General features: G+C 36.1%; 18 protein-coding genes, 1 other RNA gene and 2 other annotated features. Of the genes, 3 read left to right on the top strand and 16 right to left on the bottom strand.

Annotated elements, in window-relative coordinates; genetic code table 11:
* Window positions 1–84: 84 nt before the first annotated feature.
* The 9 genes from ACFVR1_RS10865 to cymR all read right to left on the bottom strand — a co-directional run bounded on the left by ACFVR1_RS10865 (window position 85) and on the right by cymR (window position 10,154).
* A complete protein-coding gene (locus ACFVR1_RS10865; RefSeq protein ID WP_387583965.1) occupies window positions 85–381 on the bottom strand; it encodes a DUF1292 domain-containing protein in 297 nt (98 codons plus the stop codon).
* A gap of 11 nt (window positions 382–392) precedes the next feature.
* A complete protein-coding gene (gene ruvX / locus ACFVR1_RS10860; RefSeq protein ID WP_387583963.1) occupies window positions 393–812 on the bottom strand; it encodes a Holliday junction resolvase RuvX in 420 nt (139 codons plus the stop codon).
* Between the two features lie 2 nt (window positions 813–814).
* Window positions 815–1,081, bottom strand: coding sequence for an IreB family regulatory phosphoprotein (locus ACFVR1_RS10855; protein WP_053588802.1), 267 nt, complete (start codon window positions 1,079–1,081; stop codon window positions 815–817).
* A 161-nt stretch (window positions 1,082–1,242) separates the two neighbouring features.
* Window positions 1,243–3,876, bottom strand: coding sequence for an alanine--tRNA ligase (gene alaS / locus ACFVR1_RS10850; protein WP_387583961.1), 2,634 nt, complete (start codon window positions 3,874–3,876; stop codon window positions 1,243–1,245).
* A gap of 50 nt (window positions 3,877–3,926) precedes the next feature.
* Window positions 3,927–4,137, bottom strand: a binding site (T-box leader).
* A 36-nt stretch (window positions 4,138–4,173) separates the two neighbouring features.
* A complete protein-coding gene (gene recD2 / locus ACFVR1_RS10845; protein WP_387583959.1) occupies window positions 4,174–6,591 on the bottom strand; it encodes an SF1B family DNA helicase RecD2 in 2,418 nt (805 codons plus the stop codon).
* Between the two features lie 181 nt (window positions 6,592–6,772).
* A complete protein-coding gene (locus tag ACFVR1_RS10840; RefSeq protein ID WP_387583958.1) occupies window positions 6,773–7,429 on the bottom strand; it encodes a tetratricopeptide repeat protein in 657 nt (218 codons plus the stop codon).
* 14 nt (window positions 7,430–7,443) lie between these two features.
* A complete protein-coding gene (mnmA, locus tag ACFVR1_RS10835; RefSeq protein WP_387583956.1) occupies window positions 7,444–8,556 on the bottom strand; it encodes a tRNA 2-thiouridine(34) synthase MnmA in 1,113 nt (370 codons plus the stop codon).
* A gap of 25 nt (window positions 8,557–8,581) precedes the next feature.
* Window positions 8,582–9,718: a cysteine desulfurase family protein gene (locus tag ACFVR1_RS10830; RefSeq protein ID WP_387583955.1), complete on the bottom strand. Its 1,137-nt coding sequence runs from the start codon at window positions 9,716–9,718 to the stop codon at window positions 8,582–8,584.
* 13 nt (window positions 9,719–9,731) lie between these two features.
* Window positions 9,732–10,154, bottom strand: coding sequence for a cysteine metabolism transcriptional regulator CymR (gene cymR, locus ACFVR1_RS10825; RefSeq protein WP_387583953.1), 423 nt, complete (start codon window positions 10,152–10,154; stop codon window positions 9,732–9,734).
* 181 nt (window positions 10,155–10,335) lie between these two features.
* On the opposite strand from cymR, the gene ACFVR1_RS10820 reads away from it, so the two are divergent.
* Window positions 10,336–11,622 (top strand): replication-associated recombination protein A, encoded by a 1,287-nt coding sequence (locus ACFVR1_RS10820; protein ID WP_387584308.1) that lies wholly within the window; start codon window positions 10,336–10,338, stop codon window positions 11,620–11,622.
* Between the two features lie 465 nt (window positions 11,623–12,087).
* Here the strand turns inward: ACFVR1_RS10820 and ACFVR1_RS10815 are convergent, their stop codons facing one another.
* From ACFVR1_RS10815 to hisS, 5 genes are all read right to left on the bottom strand, one after another.
* Window positions 12,088–12,282: a hypothetical protein gene (locus ACFVR1_RS10815; protein WP_387583951.1), complete on the bottom strand. Its 195-nt coding sequence runs from the start codon at window positions 12,280–12,282 to the stop codon at window positions 12,088–12,090.
* Window positions 12,283–12,360: 78 nt separating this feature from the next.
* On the bottom strand, window positions 12,361–13,122 hold the full coding sequence (locus ACFVR1_RS10810) for a tRNA threonylcarbamoyladenosine dehydratase (protein ID WP_387583950.1): 762 nt from the start codon (window positions 13,120–13,122) through the stop codon (window positions 12,361–12,363).
* A gap of 200 nt (window positions 13,123–13,322) precedes the next feature.
* Window positions 13,323–13,508: non-coding RNA, 6S RNA (gene ssrS / locus ACFVR1_RS10805), on the bottom strand.
* Between the two features lie 59 nt (window positions 13,509–13,567).
* Window positions 13,568–15,337, bottom strand: coding sequence for an aspartate--tRNA ligase (gene aspS / locus ACFVR1_RS10800; protein WP_387583948.1), 1,770 nt, complete (start codon window positions 15,335–15,337; stop codon window positions 13,568–13,570).
* 14 nt (window positions 15,338–15,351) lie between these two features.
* Window positions 15,352–16,626, bottom strand: a complete 1,275-nt coding sequence (gene hisS / locus ACFVR1_RS10795) for a histidine--tRNA ligase (protein WP_387583946.1) — start codon at window positions 16,624–16,626, stop codon at window positions 15,352–15,354.
* A gap of 51 nt (window positions 16,627–16,677) precedes the next feature.
* Window positions 16,678–16,915 (bottom strand) — a binding site (T-box leader).
* A 114-nt stretch (window positions 16,916–17,029) separates the two neighbouring features.
* Here hisS and ACFVR1_RS10790 point away from each other — a divergent pair.
* Complete coding sequence (locus tag ACFVR1_RS10790) at window positions 17,030–18,562, top strand: N-acetylmuramoyl-L-alanine amidase family protein (protein ID WP_387583944.1); 1,533 nt, start codon at window positions 17,030–17,032, stop codon at window positions 18,560–18,562.
* A gap of 293 nt (window positions 18,563–18,855) precedes the next feature.
* Here ACFVR1_RS10790 and ACFVR1_RS10785 read toward each other — a convergent pair whose 3' ends face one another.
* The gene (locus ACFVR1_RS10785) at window positions 18,856–19,422 is read right to left on the bottom strand and encodes a hypothetical protein (RefSeq protein WP_387583943.1); all 567 of its coding nucleotides are present in this window, start codon (window positions 19,420–19,422) and stop codon (window positions 18,856–18,858) included.
* 514 nt (window positions 19,423–19,936) lie between these two features.
* Here ACFVR1_RS10785 and ACFVR1_RS10780 point away from each other — a divergent pair.
* Window positions 19,937–21,367, top strand: coding sequence for a PQQ-dependent sugar dehydrogenase (locus ACFVR1_RS10780; RefSeq protein ID WP_387583941.1), 1,431 nt, complete (start codon window positions 19,937–19,939; stop codon window positions 21,365–21,367).
* A gap of 237 nt (window positions 21,368–21,604) precedes the next feature.
* On the opposite strand, the gene dtd is transcribed toward ACFVR1_RS10780, so the two are convergent.
* Window positions 21,605–22,042 carry a D-aminoacyl-tRNA deacylase gene (gene dtd / locus ACFVR1_RS10775; RefSeq protein WP_387583940.1) on the bottom strand — a complete coding sequence of 146 codons (438 nt, stop codon included), beginning with the start codon at window positions 22,040–22,042 and terminating at the stop codon, window positions 21,605–21,607.
* Window positions 22,043–22,051: the final 9 nt, after the last annotated feature.

The following is a 22,051-nucleotide window of genomic DNA, read 5'->3' as shown; positions in this document are numbered from 1 at the left end:
AGCGCAAGGCACTCATATATTTGAGGGGCATACAAAAGAAAAAGGAGGAATGAGGTGACCTCTTTCCATCCTTTTTTTTATTAATTATTCTTCTTCCTCTTCTTCTTCCGCATCTAAAAATGTATTCAACATTTCTTCGATCATTTCCCACTCAGCGTCGGTTTCGATTGGTAGTAATTCACCATCTTCTCCATTTTCGTTAGGGCTGAAAGAAGAAGCATGAATTTCTATCTCTTCATTTTCATCTTCTTCAGCACCGATTGGATAATAAAGAACATATGACTTTTCAAATTCTTCTGATTCAAAAGTGAATAGTACGTTACAAAGTTGTTCATTTCCATTTTCGTCTACAACTGTAATATTTTCTTGTCCGTGGTCCATTTGACGTCACCTCATCTATTTTTTCTATCTAGATAGCCTTGTAAAATCATTACTGCAGCCATCTTGTCAATCACTTGCTTCCGTTTTTTACGACTAACATCTGCATCTATTAACATACGTTCTGCAGCCATAGTTGTCAATCTTTCATCCCACATTGAAACAGGGAAATGAAATTTTTCGGTTAACATTTTAGCATATTTTTCCGATGCTTCAGCACGTGGACCTATACTATTGTTCATATTTTTTGGTAAACCAACAACAAATTCTGTCACATTATGCTCTTTGACTAGTTGATCAATACGATCTAAACCAAATTCCAGATTTGCTTCGTCAATTTTTATTGTTTCAATACCCTGCGCTGTCCAACCTAGGGCATCACTAATAGCTACTCCCACTGTTTTGGAACCGACATCTAAACCCATTATTCGCATGCTTAAGCCTCATTATTTTTTTTAATATAGAACTTCACTAATTCTTCCAAAATTTCGTCACGTTCTAATTTACGAATCATATTACGTGCGTCTTGATGGCGAGGAATATAAGCTGGATCACCAGATAGTAGATAGCCTACAATTTGATTAATTGAATTATATCCTTTTTCTTCCAGTGCAGAGTGAACTTGTAGCATCACATGTTTTACTTCCTGTTCCATAGACTCTTCTGGGAAGTTAAATTTCATCGTTTTATCGAATGAACTCATGATCAGCACCTCGCTTTCAGTTTTAGTAGGCAGTTTTACATATCTAATCTACAGTATAACCGAAATTGGAAATAGTATCAAATTTACCCTTAGTTTAAAATTCTACTATAACTCATCTTAGCTTAAATTTTCCGTTAGAGGAAAAACAGCAATGTTTCGAATTACACAGATTTAATATAATCATATACCGAATTTAAAGCAGCTTCCAACTTACTTCCGTCTTTTGCCCCTGCCATTGCGAAATCAGGTCTTCCTCCGCCTTTTCCTCCACATTGCTCAGCTACAAGTTTGACGATATTTCCAGCGTGATAGTTTCCACCAACTATATCTTTTGTAACTCCAGTAGAAATCATAACTTTTTCACCGTCAATTGCACCTAAAACAATAACAGCCTTATCTAATTTTTCTTTTAGATCATCCATCATCTGACGTAGTTGATTATTATCTTTTGCATCAACTTTCACTGATAGTACGGTTACTCCATTAATTATTTGAGCAGAAGACAGAACAGACGCAGCCTGATTGTTTGCAATTTTAGCTGAAAGTGATTCATTCTCTCTTTGTGCATTCTTTAGTTCGTTCAACGTCTGGGCTACTTTTGTTACTAAATCCTTCGGTTGAGATTTCAAAAGGTTAGAAGCTTCTATTAATGTATGCTCTTCTTCTTTTACGACTTCAAATGCTCCTTTACCTGTTACAGCTTCTATTCTTCTTGTTCCAGCTCCAATACCACTTTCTGAGAGAATTTTGAAGAAACCAATTTCAGATGTATTTTTTACATGTACACCACCGCACAATTCAAGTGAAAATTGCCCCATTTGTACAACTCGCACGATATCTCCATATTTCTCACCGAATAATGCCATTGCTCCCATACTTTTAGCTTCATCAATATTATGATAACCAGTAACTACAGGAGTATTTTCCCAAACTTTTTCGTTTACTATTCGTTCAACTTGCTCCAGCTCTTCTTTTGTTACTTGTCCAAAATGCGAAAAGTCAAAACGTAAGCGGTCTGGTCCTACATAAGAACCAGCCTGGTTTACATGTACCCCTAAAATATCTTTTAATGCTTGGTGTAACAAATGTGTTGCAGAGTGATTTTTCACCGTCTGATCACGTAATACACGATCAACTGTTGCTATAACTTCTGATCCAGTTGTTACTTCGCCAGATTCAACAATAACAGTGTGTAAATTTTGCCCATTTGGAGCCTTTTTAACGTCTTTTACAAATCCTCTAAAGGTATCATTTTCTATTGTTCCATGGTCAGCTATTTGACCGCCACTTTCTGCATAGAATGGAGTTTTCGAAAGTATTAGTTGAATTTCTTCCCCTTCATTTGCAGATTTAGCAATTGCTTCACCTTTAATAATAGTTGATATTGTCGTTGTAACTGTTAATGTATCATATCCAACAAATTCACTCTCATCTTGAATATTACTATAAACCTCAGACTGTACTTGCATGGAGTCCACATTTTGGCGAGCAGCACGAGCACGATTACGCTGAGCTTCCATTTCTTTCTTAAATCCTTCTTGGTCCACAGTCATGTTTGCTTCTTCCGCATACTCTTCTGTAAGTTCAATTGGGAATCCGTATGTGTCGTATAGTGTAAATGTTGTTGTACCCGGAATAAAGGATTCTCCTTTTTCACGTTGTTCCTCTATTACTTTTTCTAAAATTGTTAGACCGTCATGAAGTGTTTCATGAAAACGTTCCTCTTCCGTTTTAATCACTCGCATTATAAAGTCTTGTTTTTCTTTTACTTCCGGGTAGAAATCCTTCATGATGTCACCAACAACTGGAACTAATTCATATAAGAACGGCTTGTCTACTCCTAATTGTTTTGCAAAACGAACAGCACGACGAAGCAATCTTCTTAGTACGTATCCTCTACCTTCATTTGATGGAAGTGCACCATCTCCAATAGCAAATGCAACAGTACGGATATGGTCCGCAATTACTTTAAATGCAACGTCATATGCAACATCCGTATTATATGATTTACCTGAAACTTCTTCTGTTTGACGAATAATTGGGATAAAAAAATCTGTATCAAAATTCGTTGGTACATCTTGAACAACACAAGCCATTCGTTCTAATCCCATTCCCGTATCAATATTCTGCTTTGGAAGTGGGGTGTACGTGTGATCTGGGTTATGGTTGAATTGCGAAAATACCAAATTCCAAATTTCTAAATATCTTTCATTTTCTCCTCCTGGATATAGTTCAGGATCATTTAAATCATTTCCGTATGATTCTCCTCGATCATAAAATATTTCAGAGTTCGGCCCACTAGGACCTTCTCCTATATCCCAAAAATTCCCTTCCAATCGAATAATACGTTCTTCCGGAATTCCAATTTCATTCTTCCAAATAGTATATGCTTCTTCATCTTCTGGATGAATCGTTATAGATAGTTTTTCTTCTTCGAACGCCATCCACTTTTCATCTGTTAGGAATTCCCAAGCAAAATGAATAGCTTCTTTTTTGAAGTAATCTCCAATCGAAAAGTTTCCAAGCATTTCAAAAAACGTGTGATGTCTAGCGGTTTTCCCTACATTTTCAATGTCATTAGTACGAATAGACTTTTGTGCATTTGTAATACGTGGATTTTCAGGAATTACTCTGCCATCAAAATATTTCTTTAAGGTAGCAACTCCACTATTAATCCATAATAGTGAGGGATCGTTAATTGGTACAAGTGGAGCTGATGGTTCTTGTGCATGTCCTTTTTCAATAAAAAAATCTAAATACATTTGTCTAATTTGTGCACCTGTCAATTGTTTCATTCAATTTTCCTCCTAGTAAAATAAAAATAAAAAAAAGCCTTCATCCCTAAAAAAGGGACGAAAGCTATAATTTCGCGGTACCACCCTAGTTACACAACAAGAATCATTGTGTCTCTCAAGTAACCTTAACGCGGCTAAACGGCAGTTATTAGCTGCACTCAAGAGTAGCTTTCCAACTTGTTAGATTCTGAAGATTCTTTCAGCCAAGGAATCCTTCTCTTTTTCAGGTAACAAGTGTACTTTCTCTGTCATCATTTTGCTCTATGCATTTGATTATAAAAAACAATCGACCTGTTGTCAATTATCCATCTCCAAGAAGTCGTATGGAGAAATTCCATTCATCCCGATTAAAGGATCAATTTTATGGTAGTTATCTGCAGATAAGAATGTTGGTTCATTGATAATCTCTTCTTCCACTTTTCCGTTCGTTTCAACTACCTCTTCTTTAACTTCTTCACATACAGCTAATCGATTTTTTAACGTTGTAAGTCTTTGCAAATCATCTGTGCGCTCTACTCCGAACTTAAATACTTCTGGGTCCCCGCATAGTATTAAAAAGTTTTTTGCTCTTGTGATGCCCGTATACAATAAGTTTCTTCGAAGCATTTTCATATAGCCTCTTGTAACAGGCATAATGACAGTTTGGAATTCGCTACCTTGCGATTTATGTACAGAGCAACAATACGCTAGAGTGATCTGATTCAAATCATTCTTTTCATAGGTCACTTCATTGCCATCAAATGAAATAACAAGCATTTCTTTTTTCTCCACCGTTTCGGCAGCTTTGAAAATACTAACCACTTCACCCATATCTCCATTGAAAACATTGCTTTCTGGCTGATTTACAAGTTGCAAAACTTTGTCACCGATTCGATAGATCGTTTCTCCAAATACCATTTCTTTTCTTTTTCCATCTGTATTTGGATTCACCATTTCTTGTATCATATTATTTAATGCATCTATTCCAGCTGGACCTCTATACATAGGTGCGAGTACTTGAATATCTCTTATCGAATGCCCTTTTGTTAAAGCACTTTTCAACACTTGTTCTACTACTTTAGGAATTTGTTCTGTAGTAGCTTTAATAAATGAACGATCCTTTGTCTTATCTAACAGGGTTTGTGGAACGGTCCCTTTTTTCATTTGATGAGCTAGTTCAATAATAGAAGAACCTTCTGTTTGACGATAAATATCAATTAATTCAACAGTTGGAATTCTTTTAGAAGTTAATAAGTCTTTTAATACTTGCCCCGGGCCGACAGGAGGTAATTGATCCTGATCGCCGACAAATATTACTTGAGCATCTTTAGGAATGGCTTTTAATAATTGATGTCCTAGCCAAGTATCAAGCATAGAAGTTTCGTCAATAATTATTAGTTTTCCTTCAATTTCTTTTCCTTCTGATTCAGCATCTTCCTGTCCGTTAAATCCTAATAATCGGTGGATCGTCATTGCCGGTAATCCGGTAGATTCGCTTAAACGTTTCGCTGCTCTACCTGTTGGAGCAGACAAAACAACTGGAAACGGCTTTTTATCTTTTGCCCAATCTTTTGGCTCCAATGAAAGACCATGAAGTTCCGCATATAATTCAACGATCCCTCTAACGACAGTGGTCTTCCCAGTTCCTGGTCCACCTGTTAATAGGGTCATGCTAGCATTTATTGCCGTTTCTATCGCTTTAATTTGTGTTGTAGCATATTGTACGCCCAATCGTTCTTCTATTGCACCAAGATGTTTTTTCATCTCTGCAAGAGGAAATTTATGATGTATATTGTCTTCATTTAGTAACGTTTCAATTTTTGAACTTATCCCCACTTCTGAAAAATAAAGAGAAGGGATATAAAATCGATTTACTTCTCCAACGATTCGGTTTGCTTCAGCTAGCTCAATGCAACATTTCGTAATTGCTTCATAAGTAATTTCTTCTCTTTGAGCACTTTCTAATAATCTTTTGACAGATTCGAGTAATTGCTCTGCATATAAAAATACATGACCTTCACTTAATGAAGCAGATTGTAATAAGTGAAAAATGGCAGCTTTTATACGATCTGGGTGATTTCCTTGTATGCCAAGTTTATAACCCAGTTCATCTGCCCGAATAAATCCCACACCTTCCACTTCCTCGATAAGTCGATATGGGTTCTTTGTCAATATATCAATCGTTTCCTCTCGATAAGATTGATAAATTTTCATCGCGATTTGTGGGCCGAACCCCCATTCATTTAACTGAATCATCACTTTTTCGAGCCCTAGGTTTTGCTCTAAGACAGCTCTCAATGTTTGTTTTTTATCTTCTGCCAATTTTGGAATGATGTCCAATGCAGAAGGGTCATCTAAAATTCTATTGATTGCATTTTGACCAAGTTTTTTCACAATTTGCTCTGCAGTTTTTCTACCTATTCCAGGGAACATATCACTTGATAAATAAAGGACTATTCCTTGTTCGGTAGCTGGAACTTCCTTTTGAAAGGTCTCCACTTGAAATTGCACACCATACTTAGGATGATTTTTGACAACGCCCGTAAATTTATAAGATTCCTCTAGTACGAGGGGGGGAAAATAACCTGTTACAATTATTTCTTTTTCTATATAAGTTGTATTGGTGGATTTAATTTTTAGTTTAATAATGGAAAATAAATTTTGGGGGTTATGAAAAATTGAGACGATAGGACGACCCGTAATAAATTGTTTTTCATTATTCATCTCGTTGCTCATGCTACCGCCTCCAAATTGTAAATCAAATTCGCCTTAGCATATTTGCTCCTGCGCAAAGCTCATCGCAGAAAACAGTGCGTCCAGATTTTGAATCGAGTTGGCTCCATTCACTCCTTACTAAATCTGTGACATCCGCCGGAGGCTTTAACTTAATTCAGCAAATGTTTTCTGCTGAATTAAGTTAACTTCTTAGCGAAATCATATCGTGCACATAGCGTGCTTGATCGTAGGTTGGTTGAATCGTAAACGCTTGTTTCAAATGATAAAGAGCTGCTTCCGTATTAGGAGTGGAAACTGCATATAACACGCCTAAATTATAGTGTGCATCCGCGTTTTCGGCTTCTTCCTCTAAAATTTCTTTTAAAATTGGTTCTGCTTCTTTAAACATTTCAAAACTAGCTAGTGCTATTGCGTAGGTTAGCTTAATTTGAATATCATTGGAATCTAGTTCGTAAGCCCTTTGTAGATACGGAAGTGATAGCTTTATTTGACCCGTTTTTTCAAAGCTTTTTCCTAACATAAAATAAGCATCTGGGCCTTCAATTCCATTAGAGATCGCTTTTTCATAAAGTTTTGCTGCTTCATCAAAACGTTCTGCATCATAATACAAATTAGCTAAGCTATAGTATGCAGTAGCCGCATTCTCGTCTAGCGTAATCGCTTTTTGAAAGAATCGTTCTGCCCGATCATTTTCATTCATAGACGCGAGTAAATTACCGAAATTGATATATCCAATAGCCTCTTCCGGGTTTTCCTCTATAGCTTTTGTAAATAGTTCAACGGCTTTTTCATAGTTTTCTTCTTGAATAGCTTCTATTCCTAATTCATTGTAATTCATATAAATCCCTCCAGTTAGCCAACGTAATCCAGTTGTACTCCGTCCTTGAATACTTTGTCAATCGTCGCCCCGCCTAAACACTCGTCCCCTTGATAGAAAACTACTGCCTGTCCAGGAGTGATTGCTCGTACCGGTTTTTCAAATGTAACGGATACTTCATTATCTCCTATCATTTCCACGTGAACTCCGACATCTTCTTGTCGATATCTGAATTTCGCTGTGCAATTAAAGCTTTTTGGCTTCTCAAAAGTAGTTGTAAAAGATAAATTAGTTGCAGTTAAACTGGTGGAGAAAAGGGCATCATTATTAATATTTTGACCAACTAATAAAACATTTCGATCTAAATCTTTACCAATGACAAACCATGGATCACCTGATCCACCAATTCCTAACCCATGACGTTGGCCTATTGTATAGTACATCAGTCCGTCATGTTTACCCATTGGTTTCCCATCCATTGTTTCCATCACACCTTGTTGCGCAGGTAAATATTGCCCTAAAAACTCCTTGAAGTTTCTTTCACCGATAAAACAAATTCCTGTGGAATCTTTTTTGGTGGCTGTAGCAAGCCCCTGTTCTAAAGCTATTTCACGGACTTTTTTCTTTTCTAAATGACCTATTGGAAACATAACTTTTTCCAATTGTTCTTGGTTTAATTGGTTTAAAAAATAGGTTTGATCTTTATTTTCGTCTTTACCGCGTAGCATTCTAGTTTGACCTTCTCTTACTTCCACTTGTGCATAGTGGCCAGTTGCCAAAAAGTCCGCCCCAAGCGCTAGTGCATGTTCTAAAAATGCTTTAAATTTTATTTCTTTATTACACATTACATCTGGATTTGGTGTTCTTCCAGCTTTATACTCTTCAAGGAAATAGGTAAAAACTTTATCCCAATATTGTTTTTCAAAATTTACTGCATAATAAGGTATACCAATTTGATTACATACTTTAATAACATCTTCGTAATCCTCTGTAGCTGTACATACACCAAACTCATCTGTATCATCCCAATTTTTCATAAAGATGCCGATGACATCATACCCTTGTTCTTTTAATAGGTAAGCTGCGACGGAGGAATCCACCCCACCGGACATACCAACTACTACTCTTGTATCTTCTATTTTTTTCACTGTACTCACTCATTTCAATTATTCGTTATGAACCTAGAATAATTTTGCTTATTTTATTTGCGGCTTCTGTTACTTGCTCTATTGTATTATTTATACCAAAACTAAAACGAATGGAATTGCGTAACTCTGGTGTATTTTCACCATACATAGCAACTAAAACATGGGAAGGATCAATAGACCCAGCCGAACAAGCAGAACCACTGGATGCATCAATTCCTGCCATGTCTAGTTGAATTAAAAATGTTTCCACATCTGTTTTTGGGATACTAAGGTTGATCACATGTGGAAGAACTTTCTCTTGTGAACCATTAATTGTGTATTCTATCCCTTTACTTTCCAGCTGAACGAGAAAAGCATTTCTCAATTCATTGTAGAAATTAATGGTTGTTTCTAAATTTTGTTGTTTCAACTCAACTGCTTTTGCAAAGCCAACTACTGCAGGTACATTTTCAGTTCCAGCACGTCTTTTTCTTTCTTGTTGCCCACCATAAAACAATGGTTTCAGATGAAGTCCTTTTCGTTGAAACAAAAACCCAATTCCTTTTGGACCATTAATTTTATGGCTAGACACGCTTAATAAATCGACTTGTAAATCGTTTACATTTAAGTTAGCCCCACCATATGCTTGTACCGCATCTGTATGAAAATAGGCAGGGTGTTCTTTTAGTAACTCTCCTATTTCACTTATCGGTTGAATTGTACCGACCTCATTGTTTCCATACATGATAGAAACTAAAATGGTATCTTCCCTAAGCGCATTTTTCAAATCGTTTACATCTACTATGCCTTCTCTATTCACAGGTAAATAGGTGATATCGAATCCTTCACGTTCTAATTGTTCACAAGCATGAAGTACTGCATGATGTTCAATTTGAGTTGTAATAATATGTTTACCTTCATTTTTTCGAGCATAAGCAGTGCCAAAGATAGCAAAATTATCTGCTTCTGTACCACCACTTGTAATAGTAATCTCTGTTTCATGGGCACCAATACTTGCAGCAAGTATGTTTCTTGCCTCATCTAATTTTTTTCGTGCTTTTCTTCCGGTTTGGTGGATGCTTGAAGCATTTCCATATTCATTGTTCATTTCTTCTGTCAATGTTTTAATGACTTCGTCTGCCATTGGGGTTGTAGCTGCATGATCTAAGTATATTCTAGTCATATCTAACTGCTCCTTAAATATAAAACATATATCCAACATTATCTGGATCTTCTTCTGTATGTTGTGCTAAATCCTCAATAGTTGTGGTATCTAACACATTTTTAACTGCATCTCGAATACGCATCCATAATTCACGTTGTGGAAGTTCTTCTTCTTCAATTCCTTCTACAATTTGAATTGGTCCTTCAAGGACGCGAATAACATCTCCTGCAGTGATTTCATTTGGCTCCCTTGAAAGCATGTATCCACCGTATGCACCTCTAACGCTTTTAACAAGTCCCGCGTTACGTAACGGTGAAACAATTTGTTCCAAGTATGCTTCCGATAAATTATGATCTGCTGCAATTTGACGAAGTGCAAGTGGTCCTTCTCCACACTGTTTGCCTAATGCTATCATAATCGTTAAACCGTAACGTCCTTTTGTTGAAAACTTCAATTATTCCACCTCATTAGATATCTAAATCGCCTTGGCGTATTCGGGTTCGGATATTTCACCGAACATAAAAAAATTCTTTCCCTAGTATAGCATATTTAAGTGGTAGGACGACTCCAAAATGACTTTTCCACTAATCTTCGATATAATTAAAGAACAGATGTTTGAACAAGGAGAGATCATTTTGAGCAATGAACCATTAGCATATCGAATGAGACCCGAAACAATAGATGAATTAGCAGGACAACAGCATGTTATTGGTAAAAACACTGCTTTATATAAAATGATAAAAAATGGGCACGTCCCTTCAATGCTTTTATATGGTGATCCCGGAGTCGGTAAAACTTCTCTTGCGTTTGCAATTGCAGGCACTACTAAACTTCCCTTTGTTGCATTAAATGCTACGAAAGCCGGCAAAAAAGATGTAGAAGATGTAGTTGCTGATGCAAGATTAACTGGAAAAGTCATTTTATTTTTAGATGAAATTCACCGATTTAACAAATTGCAACAAGATACACTATTACCCCATGTAGAAAACGGTTCTATTATATTAATCGGTGCAACAACTGAAAATCCTTTTCATGATGTAAACCCAGCTATTCGATCACGGTGCGGAGAAATAAAACAACTAAAACGCTTAACAACTGATGATGTAGATGTGCTTTTGAAGAGAGCTTTGGAGGATAAAACTAAAGGGCTTGGAAAAATGTCAATTGACATTACAAATGAACAAAGGATGAAAATAGCAGATGCTGCAAATGGTGATGCAAGAAAAGCTTTGACATTATTAGAATCCACTATATTCGCAAGCTTTGAAGAAAATGGCGTGACGAAAGTGGAAGATTCTATATTAAATAGTCTTGTAGATAGAGTCGGTGTGTTTGGGGATAAAAAAGGATCTCATTTTTATAACCTACTATCTGCACTGCAAAAATCTGTACGCGGAAGTGATACAGATGCAGCTCTTTACTATTTAGCACATTTATTGGAGAACGGGGATTTAGTTGCTGTTTCAAGAAGATTGCTTGTCATGAGTTATGAAGATATCGGTCTCGCAAATCCCTCAGTTGGACCTCAAGTACTCGCTGCAATCCAAGCTGCTGAAAGATTAGGACTCCCCGAAGCACGCATACCACTCGCGAATGCTGTGGTATTAATGTGTTTATCGGAGAAATCTAATTCGGCATATGCTGCTTTAGATACAGCTATTTCAAGTATTCACCAAGGAAAAACTGGTGATATTCCTAGCCATCTAAAAGATACACATTATACCGGAGCAAAAGAACTTGGACATGGTGGATATATTTATCCGCATGATCATAAAATTGGCACGTTTGGTGGTTGGGTCAATCAAACTTATCTTCCAGATAACCTAGTTGGAACAAAGTTTTATGAACCAATTGAAGCAGGAGAAGAAAAACGTCTCGCTGCTATTTATAATCGTTTAGAAAAGTTTAAAACAGAGAAATAACAAAGAAAAGCGCAAGTGTCCTTTAAGTGCATCTTGTCATCATCAATTCCAGAGTGCTTTGCTTTGTAAGATTTACGTCATTTATATCCTATGAACAATAGCAGAGAACTATATTCTAATGTACACTCACTTTGCTCAATTCCGGGGATTTCCGTTTCAAGTGGACGCGTTCCGCGGGGTGAGGGATGAACCATCACCGCCGATTACGGGTTCGTTGTGATGTTTCATCTGTCTCACAGAGGAACAAAGGCTACGAGCGCCACATCGTGTGGCAACGCCTTCGTGACCAACATCTTGTTGGCCTCCGTCTGGAGTCGCCACCTTTCACTCCAATCCATTAAGTAAGAGATGTTATTGCATTTTATTATTTTAGTGAAATTTAGAGTATCCTTCCTAAATAAAAAAATCCAGCTAAAATAAATCTCTAGCTGAATTTTTTAATGGAAATCTATATGCTTTGATAGGTTAAACACCCATTTTCCGACGAGTGTTACTTACTTTTTTGGTCATTTGACTTTTGGCTTTTTGGTTTGTTGCAGGACCATTAGCTTGAGATTTTCCACCGGAAGCTTGATTTTTCTTTTCTTCCAATTTTTGTTTCACTGCCTCTTGCAATGTCATTTTCTTTTTCGGAGCATCTTGGTTGTTCACTTCAGTCATTTTACGTCCCTCCTCAATTGTTCACTATTGTTCTTACATTAATTATAGTATAGGGTATAAGGAAAATATTTCAACTAATTATTGCACTCGATTTATTAAAATTTCACGTGTAATATCATTAATTACCCAACTTGCACATATTAAACCTACAGATGAAGGTACAAATGCATTGGAGGATGGCGGCATTTTTGCTTTACGTATAGCAGCATCCGGTTTTCCTACTTTTCCAACTACATCCTCACGAACTATTATTGGGCTTTCATCTGAAAAGACTACAGGAATTCCTTTTGTAATTCGATCTTCTTTGCGTAGTTTTGTTCGGATTATTTTTGCAATAGGATCAGTATGCGTTTTAGATATATCTACAATTTTGAAACGAGTTGGGTCAGTTTTGTTTGCAGCACCCATACTTGAAATTATTTTTATTCCACGCTTTAAACATTCCTTCATCAAATGAATCTTATAAATAATTGTATCTGAAGCATCAATTACATAGTCAATATTCATCGCAAAAAACTGTTCATACGTTTCTTCAGTATAGAACATATGCATATCGATAACTTCACAATCTGGATTAATATCTGCAATACGTTCTTTCATAACTGCCGATTTCGAACGACCAATAGTGGAAATATAAGCAACTAATTGACGATTAATATTTGTAATATCTACATTATCCTTATCGACTAAAATTATTCGACCTACTCCACTTCTAGCACATGCTTCTGCTGCAAAAGATCCTACTCCACCAACACCTAATATAGCTACCGTAGTATTTTTTAATAAATCTATTCCTTCGGTACCAATAGCAAGTTCATTTCTTGAGAATTGATGTAACATTATTAAAACACTCCATTTATATCAAATTAGTCGGATTAATTCTAAAAAAAAGAAAGACTGCATTTATGCCACGACTATTACGCATTTTTTCGCTTAAACTTCAACAGTTAACCTGGAACCATTATGTAGAAAAGACGTTTTCTTATTGCCATGAAAAACCCCCCAGCAAAACTTGCTAGAGGGATTATTAATCACTTAGGACGAATCCCAATCGTGCCGACAAAATAAAGCGTATCGTTTTGAACCCGCAAGTAGCAGGTGGGTGTCCTCTTTATTACTCCTGGCGTCCCACTGAAGGGCATGTCATTTATAATAAAAGTTAGACTCCCGACGATAAAATTGTTCGGTCAAAACTGATTGGCATGTTGCGAACACATCAGGATTCGTATTACTTGTATAATAGCACATGAATTTACAAACTTCAATAATTTCAGCGCAGTATTTTCTAACTATTCTGAACTATCACATTTAGGCTTAATTCCTCAAGTTGTGCTGTTTCTACAGAACTAGGAGCTTGTGTTAATAAGCAACTCGCACTTGCAGTTTTTGGGAAAGCAATTGTATCACGTAAGTTTGTTCTCCCTGAAAGTAACATCACTAAGCGATCTAAACCAAAAGCAACTCCACCATGAGGCGGTGTCCCATATTCAAATGCTTCCATTAAGAAACCAAATTGTGCTTTTGCTTCCTCGTCAGAGAAACCAAGAACTTCAAACATTTTTTCTTGTACTTCTCTAGAATAGATACGTAATGACCCTCCGCCAAGCTCATATCCATTTAACACCAAATCATACGCTTGTGCACGAACTTTTCTTGGATCTGTTTCCATTAATGGAAGATCTTCATCAAATGGTCGAGTGAATGGATGATGTGCTGCATAGTAACGTCCTTCTTTTTCATCATATTCAAATAATGGCCAGTTCACAACCCATAAGAATTCAAATCGACTTTCGTCAATCAATTCTAGTTCTTTGCCAAGCTTAAGTCTAAGTGCACCAAGGGCATCTGCAACAACTGATTTTTTATCAGCTACAAATAATAATAAGTCACCTGCAGTTGCTTCTAACTTTTCGATTAAGCTAGTAGCTGCTTCTCCTTCGAAAAATTTTGCAATAGGTCCTTTTAGTCCTTCTGCATCTACTTTTAACCACGCGAGGCCTTTCGCTCCATAAACTCCTGCAAATTCACCAAGAGCATCGATATCTTTTCTTGAATAGTTATCTGCAGCTCCTTTTACGTTGATTGCTTTTACTTGTCCGCCGTTTTCAACTGCAGAAACAAATACTTTAAATGCACTTTCTTTAACGATTTCAGATAGGTCAACTAATTCTAATCCAAAGCGAACATCTGGTTTATCAGAACCGAATCGATCCATTGCTTCGTCATAATTCATGCGATTAAAAGGAATTGTTACATCAATACCTTTCACATCTTTCATAATTTTTTTCATCATACGTTCGTTCATTTCCAAAATATCATCCATTGATAGAAAACTCATTTCCATATCAATCTGAGTAAATTCTGGCTGACGGTCAGCGCGTAAATCCTCATCTCGGAAACAACGTGCTATTTGGTAGTATTTTTCAAATCCAGATACCATAAGCATTTGTTTAAATAATTGTGGCGACTGTGGTAATGCATAAAATTCTCCTCCGTGGACACGGCTAGGAACTAAATAGTCACGTGCTCCTTCTGGAGTAGATTTTGTTAGAATCGGTGTCTCTACTTCTAAAAAGCCTTCATCATCCAAGAATCGTCTAACTGTTTTTGTAATATCTGATCTCATTTTAAATGTGTCATACATAACTGGTCTTCTTAAATCCAAATAGCGGTATTTTAAACGAATATCTTCCCCTGCATCTGTATTGTTCTCAATCGTAAAAGGAGGAGTTTTTGCTTCGTTAATAATATTAACTTCTATTGCATGGACTTCTATTGCACCAGATGCAATATTTGAGTTAACTTGATTTTCAGCACGAGCTACTACTTTTCCGTGCACTTCGATAATAAATTCATTACGTAGATTTTCTGCTACTTGAATAGCTGCTTCTGATAATTCAGGATTAAAAACTACTTGTACAAGTCCAGACCGATCTCTTAAATCTACAAATATTAATCCACCTAAGTCTCTTCTTTTCTGCACCCATCCAATTAATTGCACTACTTCGCCAATATGTTGTTCGTTCAATTCACCACTAGTATGTGTTCTTTTCATTTTTCTTCCTCCGCTCAAGCTTTCATGCTATTTTTCAATTGCTCAATTAATTTATTCCATGGAATAAGTTGCTGCTCTCCAGTTGATAAGTTTTTAAGCATCACACATTCTTTTTCTAACTCATCATCGCCAATAACAAGCACATATTTAGCGTTTAAACGATCTGCTGACTTCATTTGAGTCTTTACTTTTCTATCTAAATAGTCCATTTCTGTTGAAATGTTATTTAGGCGAAGTTCATTTGTAAGCTCCACGGCTTTTTTCTTCGCAGCTTCACCCATACCAATTATATATGCATCTAATGTCGAAAGATCTGACCATTCATTCTTTTCAGCTTCTATAGCTAATAACAAACGTTCAATACTCATCGCAAATCCAATACCTGGTGAATCTGGTCCACCAAGTTCTTGCACTAGACCATTGTATCTTCCACCACCAGCAAGTGTTGTTATCGCACCAAATCCTTCTGCAGCACTCATAATTTCAAAAGCAGTATGATTATAATAATCGAGTCCGCGAACTAAATTAGGATCTACTTCAAATGGTATATTTAGAAGGGTTAAATACTCTTTTACTTTTTCAAAATACGCAGAAGATTCCTCGTTTAAGAAATCTGCTAAAGATGGTGCTGAAGCCAGTAATGGATTGTTACGATCTACTTTACAATCTAAAATTCGAAGCGGATTTTTTTTGAGTCGATTTTGACAATCTGAGCAAAACGCATCAATATGTGGTTCAAAGTGATTAACTAACGCTTCTCTATGAGCTACTCTACTCTCAGTATCTCCAAGTGAATTGATAACTAGCTTTAATTTTTTTAGCCCTGCTTTTTGGTAAACAGACATAGCTAAAGATATTACCTCAGCATCAATTGCTGGATCTGCACTCCCAATAGCTTCAATACCAAATTGTACGAACTGACGATATCTTCCAGCTTGTTGTCTTTCATAGCGGAACATTGGTCCCATATAAAATAATTTTACTGGCTGATCTGCATAACCGAACATTTTATGTTCTACAAAAGAACGAACTACTGAAGCTGTTCCCTCAGGTCTTAGTGTTAAGGAACGGTCCCCACGATCTTGGAATGTATACATCTCTTTCTGAACGATGTCAGTAGTATCTCCTACACTTCTTGTAAATAATTCGGTATGCTCAAAAATTGGTGTCCGTATTTCCTTATATTGATACATACGACATGTTTCTCGAATTAATTCTTCAACTCTTTGCCACTTCTCTGTTTCGCTTGGCAAAATGTCTTGTGTTCCTCTTGGTACTTTAATATCCATGGCAATTGCCCCTTTCTTTTGCAAATAAAAAAGCTCTCATCCCTTGCATATGCAAGGGACGAGAGCTTATATTAGCTTCCGCGGTTCCACCCTAGTTGGCCAAAAGTAATTGACCCTCTCTTAGCTGGATAACGGCCAGTTCCGTTTTTGCCTACTAAAGGAAATCTCTTTCGACAAAAAACCTCTCGAATGTTGTTCACTGAGTTCGTATGTAGGAAAGATTTCAGCCACGTCTTTCCCTCTCTTTTCATCCGGTTAAAACAGCTACTTTTTCTGTCATCGGTTTGATTTTAGTTTTTAATTATACTTTATCTTAATGACATGACAGAAATAAGTCAACCCTTTTAAACAAAAGGTAGAAATTTTATGACAGAATATTTACAATAGGGATAGGAGGGATTCAATGATCGACAAACTAATGCAGAAAATGACTCTTTTCATCATATCTATTGTACTTATTATTCCTGTCATTCATGTATATGCACAAGAAAATGAAGTGTCAATAAATGTACCTTCTCTAAAAGTTCGTTCTGGTCCTGGACTTACTTTTGATATTATTGGTGTTGTTGGGCAAAATGACAAGCCTACAGTTATCGGTAAAGAAAAAGACTGGCTTCAAATTAAATTTGGAAATACTAATGGATGGATTGCTAGTTGGTATACAACAAGTAAAACAATTGAACTGACAAATAAACAAGTGATTTCGAAAGTAAATAAATTAAATGTCCGTTCGGAACCTTCCTTATCTTCTGCAGTTATTGGTCAATTACAAGAAGGAAATCAATTTACTGCCTATAAAACAGAAGGTGATTGGATTGAAATAGCCTTTAATAATCAAAAAGGCTGGGTACATAGCGAATATGTCACAATCGTTGACCAAGTGGTAAAGGATGAGCCAAAAACAGATACTTCTTCTAGTGGGGAACACTTTGTAGTTTCAGTAGATGTGTTAAATGTCCGATCAAAAGCAGATCTTTCTTCGAAAAATATTGGACAAGTATTAAGGAATCAGTCATTTCTAATCCTTGAAAAAGACCACAATTGGGTAAAAATTAAATTAGAAAATGGTAAAAAAGGTTGGGTGTTTAGCTTTTATGGCAACTATACAGAACAGCCATCTACATCTACAACAAAGAAAGACCATTCAAATGAGACAATTAAAATTCTATATAACGGAACTAATTTAAGATCTCAAAACAATACAAGTAGTGATGTAGTGGAACGTGTAGATGCGGGTGAAACATTTACCGTATTAGAAAAAGTAGATGATTGGTATAAAATTGATCTAAAAAATAATACGATTGGTTATGTAGCTAGTTGGGTTGTTGCTTCAAACAATTCGTTAACAACAAATATTGAAGAATCAGTAGCAAAGCGAGAAAAAGGTACATTAAAAGGACTTACTATCGTTATTGACGCTGGCCATGGCGGGAACGACCGAGGAACAACTGGAGCACTTGGCACGGATGAGAAAGATATTACCCTTTTAACCGCGGAATTATTATCTTCTAAATTACAGGCAGCTGGTGCAAATGTCATTATGACAAGAGAGTCCGATGTTTACGTCGATCTTCGAAAACGCGTGTCTATTAGTCACCAGGTTGCAGCTGATGCTTTTATTAGTCTTCATTATGATGCAATTGAGAATAGTTCTGTTCGAGGTTTTACTACTTATTACATGTATAATTATCAAAAAGAACTTGCCTCATATGTTCATAAAGGGCTAAGGGATATGATTTCACTAAACGATCGTGGAATACAAGCAGGAAATTATTTAGTTCTTCGAGAAAATAAACAAAAGGCCATATTAATAGAATTAGGTTATTTGAGTAATGCAACAGAGGAACGTCAATTAACAACTGAGCAATTTAGAGAACAGGCAACTCATGGAATTTACAACGGAATTATTAATTATTTTGATGCACAAATAAATTAATCTGTAGGCAAACTTGATAATAATCAAGTTTGCCTACGTTTTTTTTGCTAAAAGTTTATAATTTTTAGGTCATGATCAGGTTGATTTCCGTTGCAGGCATACGCTTTCTTACCTCTAGTTAGGAGTAATTTCAATAAAAAGCAAATTATAGATAGTGACCATTCAACGAGTTGTTGCTTTCCGCGGGCATGGCTTAAGCCTCCTCATTCGCTTAGCTACCTGCGGGGTCTCAATGCTCTACAAGCAAAAATGAACACTAAACATGGGAACTTATCAACCCTAAACTTGTTTACCTATTTCTCCCCCATCAATTTATACCATTTCTTAAATATAAACATGCTTAATTCAACCCATACCCAGCTATATACAAAAGAAAAAATGCAAATAAATCCTATAACCTTCAATGAAAAAGATGTACTGGCGATTGGTCCTAAAACAGGAAAATGGAAAACATATAGAAGAAAACAAATTCCACCAGTTAATAATATAGAAGTAAAAACTATGATGCCAATTCGTCTTTTTATAATAAGGAGAGCTATTCCAATTCCTAAACCTACTATCCCTGTTGTAAACGGGAAAACAAAGGATTCGCCAGGTTGGATCAGAATCAGTAAAAGAAACGTCAAAACGTAACTTTGAATCCCAATAGGAATAGATATAATGGTACAAATCAAGATAGGGAGAGTAGCAAAAGGACTGATTAGATAACCGACCCCTGGGAGAAAGTTTCCAGTTGATTGAAGGATAGCTGCAAGTGCAGAAAAAATGGCGGTTAATACGAGCTTTTTAGAATAAGAAAACGTTTTAAAATAATTATGGAGCTTGTATGATTCATGTGACAGAATGCTAAACCAATTCATGAGTTCCCCCTTCTTTTCTTACAGATTAGCTTTCTTACTCCATCCTTTTTACGAACATAAGAAACTTCACATAAAATTCATTTATCAAAGCAATCGCCATCATTACATCACTTATACCTACTAACACCATTAAAAAAAGAAAAGAAAATCAATCATATTTCGAGTGGTAATTCAGAGAAGCAGCAGTCATTTCAATTAAAACCCAAGTCCTCTATCCTAATACAAAGAAGTAATACAAATGACTACGATGAGGCATCATATGCGGCAAGAATGAATTTTGGTCTTGAAGAAGGAAAACTTTTTTATACTTTATCATTCTCAATATGGAAATCAGGTTTTAGGTCATACTAATTCATTCTTAAGTTCATATTGAGATGTTGACAAAGAGAATGTTATATATATGTATTTATTATTAAGCCATTTCCCGAAGTTCCTCTCCATTTATTTGATACTAATAGAACATTTCTAATCATATTCTTATAAAAGAAATTAATGAAAAGGAGTGTAAAGTTAGGTGATAAAATTAAAGGTTAGTTTACGGCCCATTGTAAGTAAAATAAATTTACCCACTGTTTTGAAAACAGCAATACTACCGGGTGACTCAGTTGAAAGATTATTTATTGCAACTCAGATAGGAGAGATCTTTTACATAGGAAACGGGGTTATAAGGACTTTTTTAGATATTCGCCAGCGAATCATAAAACTTGGTGATTCTGAACTAGGTGTTTCTAGAGGGGGATATGATGAACGAGGATTGCTAGGGCTAGCATTTCATCCAGAATTTTATTATAACGGTCTGTTTTATCTTCATTATTCAGTAGCTGGTACACAAGGTCCAGGTGCTCTTTCTGAACCTTTTAAGCCAAACCCGTGTGATCCCAGAACATTAAATCTAAGATGGATAGATAGAGAAAATCAATATGATCATATTGATACAGTTGAAGAATGGATTTTACAATCGAATGGTCAACCTCAAAAGCGACGAACAATACTTAACTTACGAAGACCATTTTTTAATCATAATGGTGTCAATAGCTTAAACTTTTCACCTGAAACTGGAAACCTTGTTTTAACAACCGGAGATGGTGGTTCGGCCTATGACCCATTTAATTTAAGTCAGGACTATATGGAAATTGCCGGTAAAATAATTGAAATTGATGTAGATATGAATATATTTATCAATAATCCCCCGATAGTCACACGTTTTAATGAACTTCCCGCACCTATACAGGAAACGCTTACGGTAATTGCCAAAGGGGTTCGCAATATACCAGGCATTTCATATCAAATGTTTTTTAATCAGTGTATCAAATATGTGGGAAATGTCGGTCAGGATTTGGTTGAGTCGATTTTTTCATTCGTTCATTATAAACCAATACCCGTTACTCAGCTAATTCAAGCTTCTTTAATGAAATCTAAACCTGACCTAGAAGGCTTTATTAACTTTGGCTGGCGAGGGTGGGAAGGGGCTTTTCCTACTTCATTTATTAGGAGCTGCTCTGCAAATCAAACTTTGGAGGAGAAAACAATTGCTAATTTCAATGAAGCAATAATTTCTTCAGTGGAACGAATTCAGCCTATAACTAGTTATTTTCATAAAGATCCCCGACCAGATAAGTTTGGAGGAACTGCACTTACAGGAGTTCAGCCATATATGGGGAATGGAATTCCCAATTTAACTGGTAGCGTTGTGTTTACCGATCTTGCCAAAAATAAAGAATCTCAGCTTCCGGTAAGAGGGGCTTTAGCTTATACCAGGGTAAGTACAGATTGTAAACTAAATAATTTTAGTGTTATTGAAACGGATTATAATTTTGGGTCTCAATCAGCTTATTATGTTACTTTGGGAACGAATTTAGATCAAACAAGACTATATTTAGGGGTTTATGGCTCTATGAGAGTGACTGATTTTAACCAAGGTACTGTATTTGAAATTGTTCCATGATTTATTAGTATAAAATTCTACTTAATACCAGATAGATCTTTTTCTTGGATTTAATTGAATCGACATATAAAAAACAAGAGAGCAATCCTGTTTTTTCGTTTTTTTATTTTTCAGGAAATGGCCAGTTTGTGGAACAAGAGAAAATTCTACAAAGAAGAAGACCCCGCAGCTAAGCGAGGTCCAAAGTATTCTTGAAAGATTGAAGATCAGTTGGACATGAGGATACTTGAGCTTTTCTTAAGACTCTAACATGATTGTTACTGGACCATCATTTGTAAAAGTAACATCCATCATTGCACCAAAGATGCCTGTTTCGACAACAAATCCTTTATCTGTCAACTTTTGATTAAATAGTTCCCATAATGGTTTTGCTATTTCAGGACGCGCAGCTTCGACGAAACTTGGACGTCTACCTTTTCGTGTGTCTGCGTATAACGTGAATTGAGAAACCGAAAGAATGGAACCACTAGCTTCAATAATTGAGTGATTCATCTTACCATCCGAATCTTCAAATAAACGTAATCCAGAAATTTTATCCGCCAAATAATTTATCTCTTTCTCACTATCAGTTGCAGTAATGCCAACTAATAGTAAATACCCATGGTTGATAGAACCTGTTACCTTACCATCAACTGTCACTGTTGCATTTTTGCATCGTTGAAGTAATACCTTCATTTGATGTTA

Source organism: Psychrobacillus sp. NPDC058041 (genome assembly GCF_042885655.1).
Lineage (GTDB): Bacteria > Bacillota > Bacilli > Bacillales_A > Planococcaceae > Psychrobacillus.
This window is presented reverse-complemented; position numbering and strand designations above follow the sequence as displayed.

What these genes read in the sequence shown, in the direction of transcription:
- ACFVR1_RS10865 (WP_387583965.1), bottom strand. Translation starts at nt 381, where the DNA reads ATGGACCACGGACAAGAAAATATTACAGTTGTAGACGAAAATGGAAAT.
- ruvX (WP_387583963.1), bottom strand. Translation starts at nt 812, where the DNA reads ATGCGAATAATGGGTTTAGATGTCGGTTCCAAAACAGTGGGAGTAGCT.
- ACFVR1_RS10855 (WP_053588802.1), bottom strand. Translation starts at nt 1,081, where the DNA reads ATGAGTTCATTCGATAAAACGATGAAATTTAACTTCCCAGAAGAGTCT.
- alaS (WP_387583961.1), bottom strand. Translation starts at nt 3,876, where the DNA reads ATGAAACAATTGACAGGTGCACAAATTAGACAAATGTATTTAGATTTT.
- recD2 (WP_387583959.1), bottom strand. Translation starts at nt 6,591, where the DNA reads ATGAGCAACGAGATGAATAATGAAAAACAATTTATTACGGGTCGTCCT.
- ACFVR1_RS10840 (WP_387583958.1), bottom strand. Translation starts at nt 7,429, where the DNA reads ATGAATTACAATGAATTAGGAATAGAAGCTATTCAAGAAGAAAACTAT.
- ACFVR1_RS10830 (WP_387583955.1), bottom strand. Translation starts at nt 9,718, where the DNA reads ATGACTAGAATATACTTAGATCATGCAGCTACAACCCCAATGGCAGAC.
- ACFVR1_RS10815 (WP_387583951.1), bottom strand. Translation starts at nt 12,282, where the DNA reads ATGACTGAAGTGAACAACCAAGATGCTCCGAAAAAGAAAATGACATTG.
- ACFVR1_RS10810 (WP_387583950.1), bottom strand. Translation starts at nt 13,122, where the DNA reads ATGTTACATCAATTCTCAAGAAATGAACTTGCTATTGGTACCGAAGGA.
- aspS (WP_387583948.1), bottom strand. Translation starts at nt 15,337, where the DNA reads ATGAAAAGAACACATACTAGTGGTGAATTGAACGAACAACATATTGGC.
- hisS (WP_387583946.1), bottom strand. Translation starts at nt 16,626, where the DNA reads ATGGATATTAAAGTACCAAGAGGAACACAAGACATTTTGCCAAGCGAA.
- ACFVR1_RS10790 (WP_387583944.1), top strand. Translation starts at nt 17,030, where the DNA reads ATGATCGACAAACTAATGCAGAAAATGACTCTTTTCATCATATCTATT.
- ACFVR1_RS10785 (WP_387583943.1), bottom strand. Translation starts at nt 19,422, where the DNA reads ATGAATTGGTTTAGCATTCTGTCACATGAATCATACAAGCTCCATAAT.
- dtd (WP_387583940.1), bottom strand. Translation starts at nt 22,042, where the DNA reads ATGAAGGTATTACTTCAACGATGCAAAAATGCAACAGTGACAGTTGAT.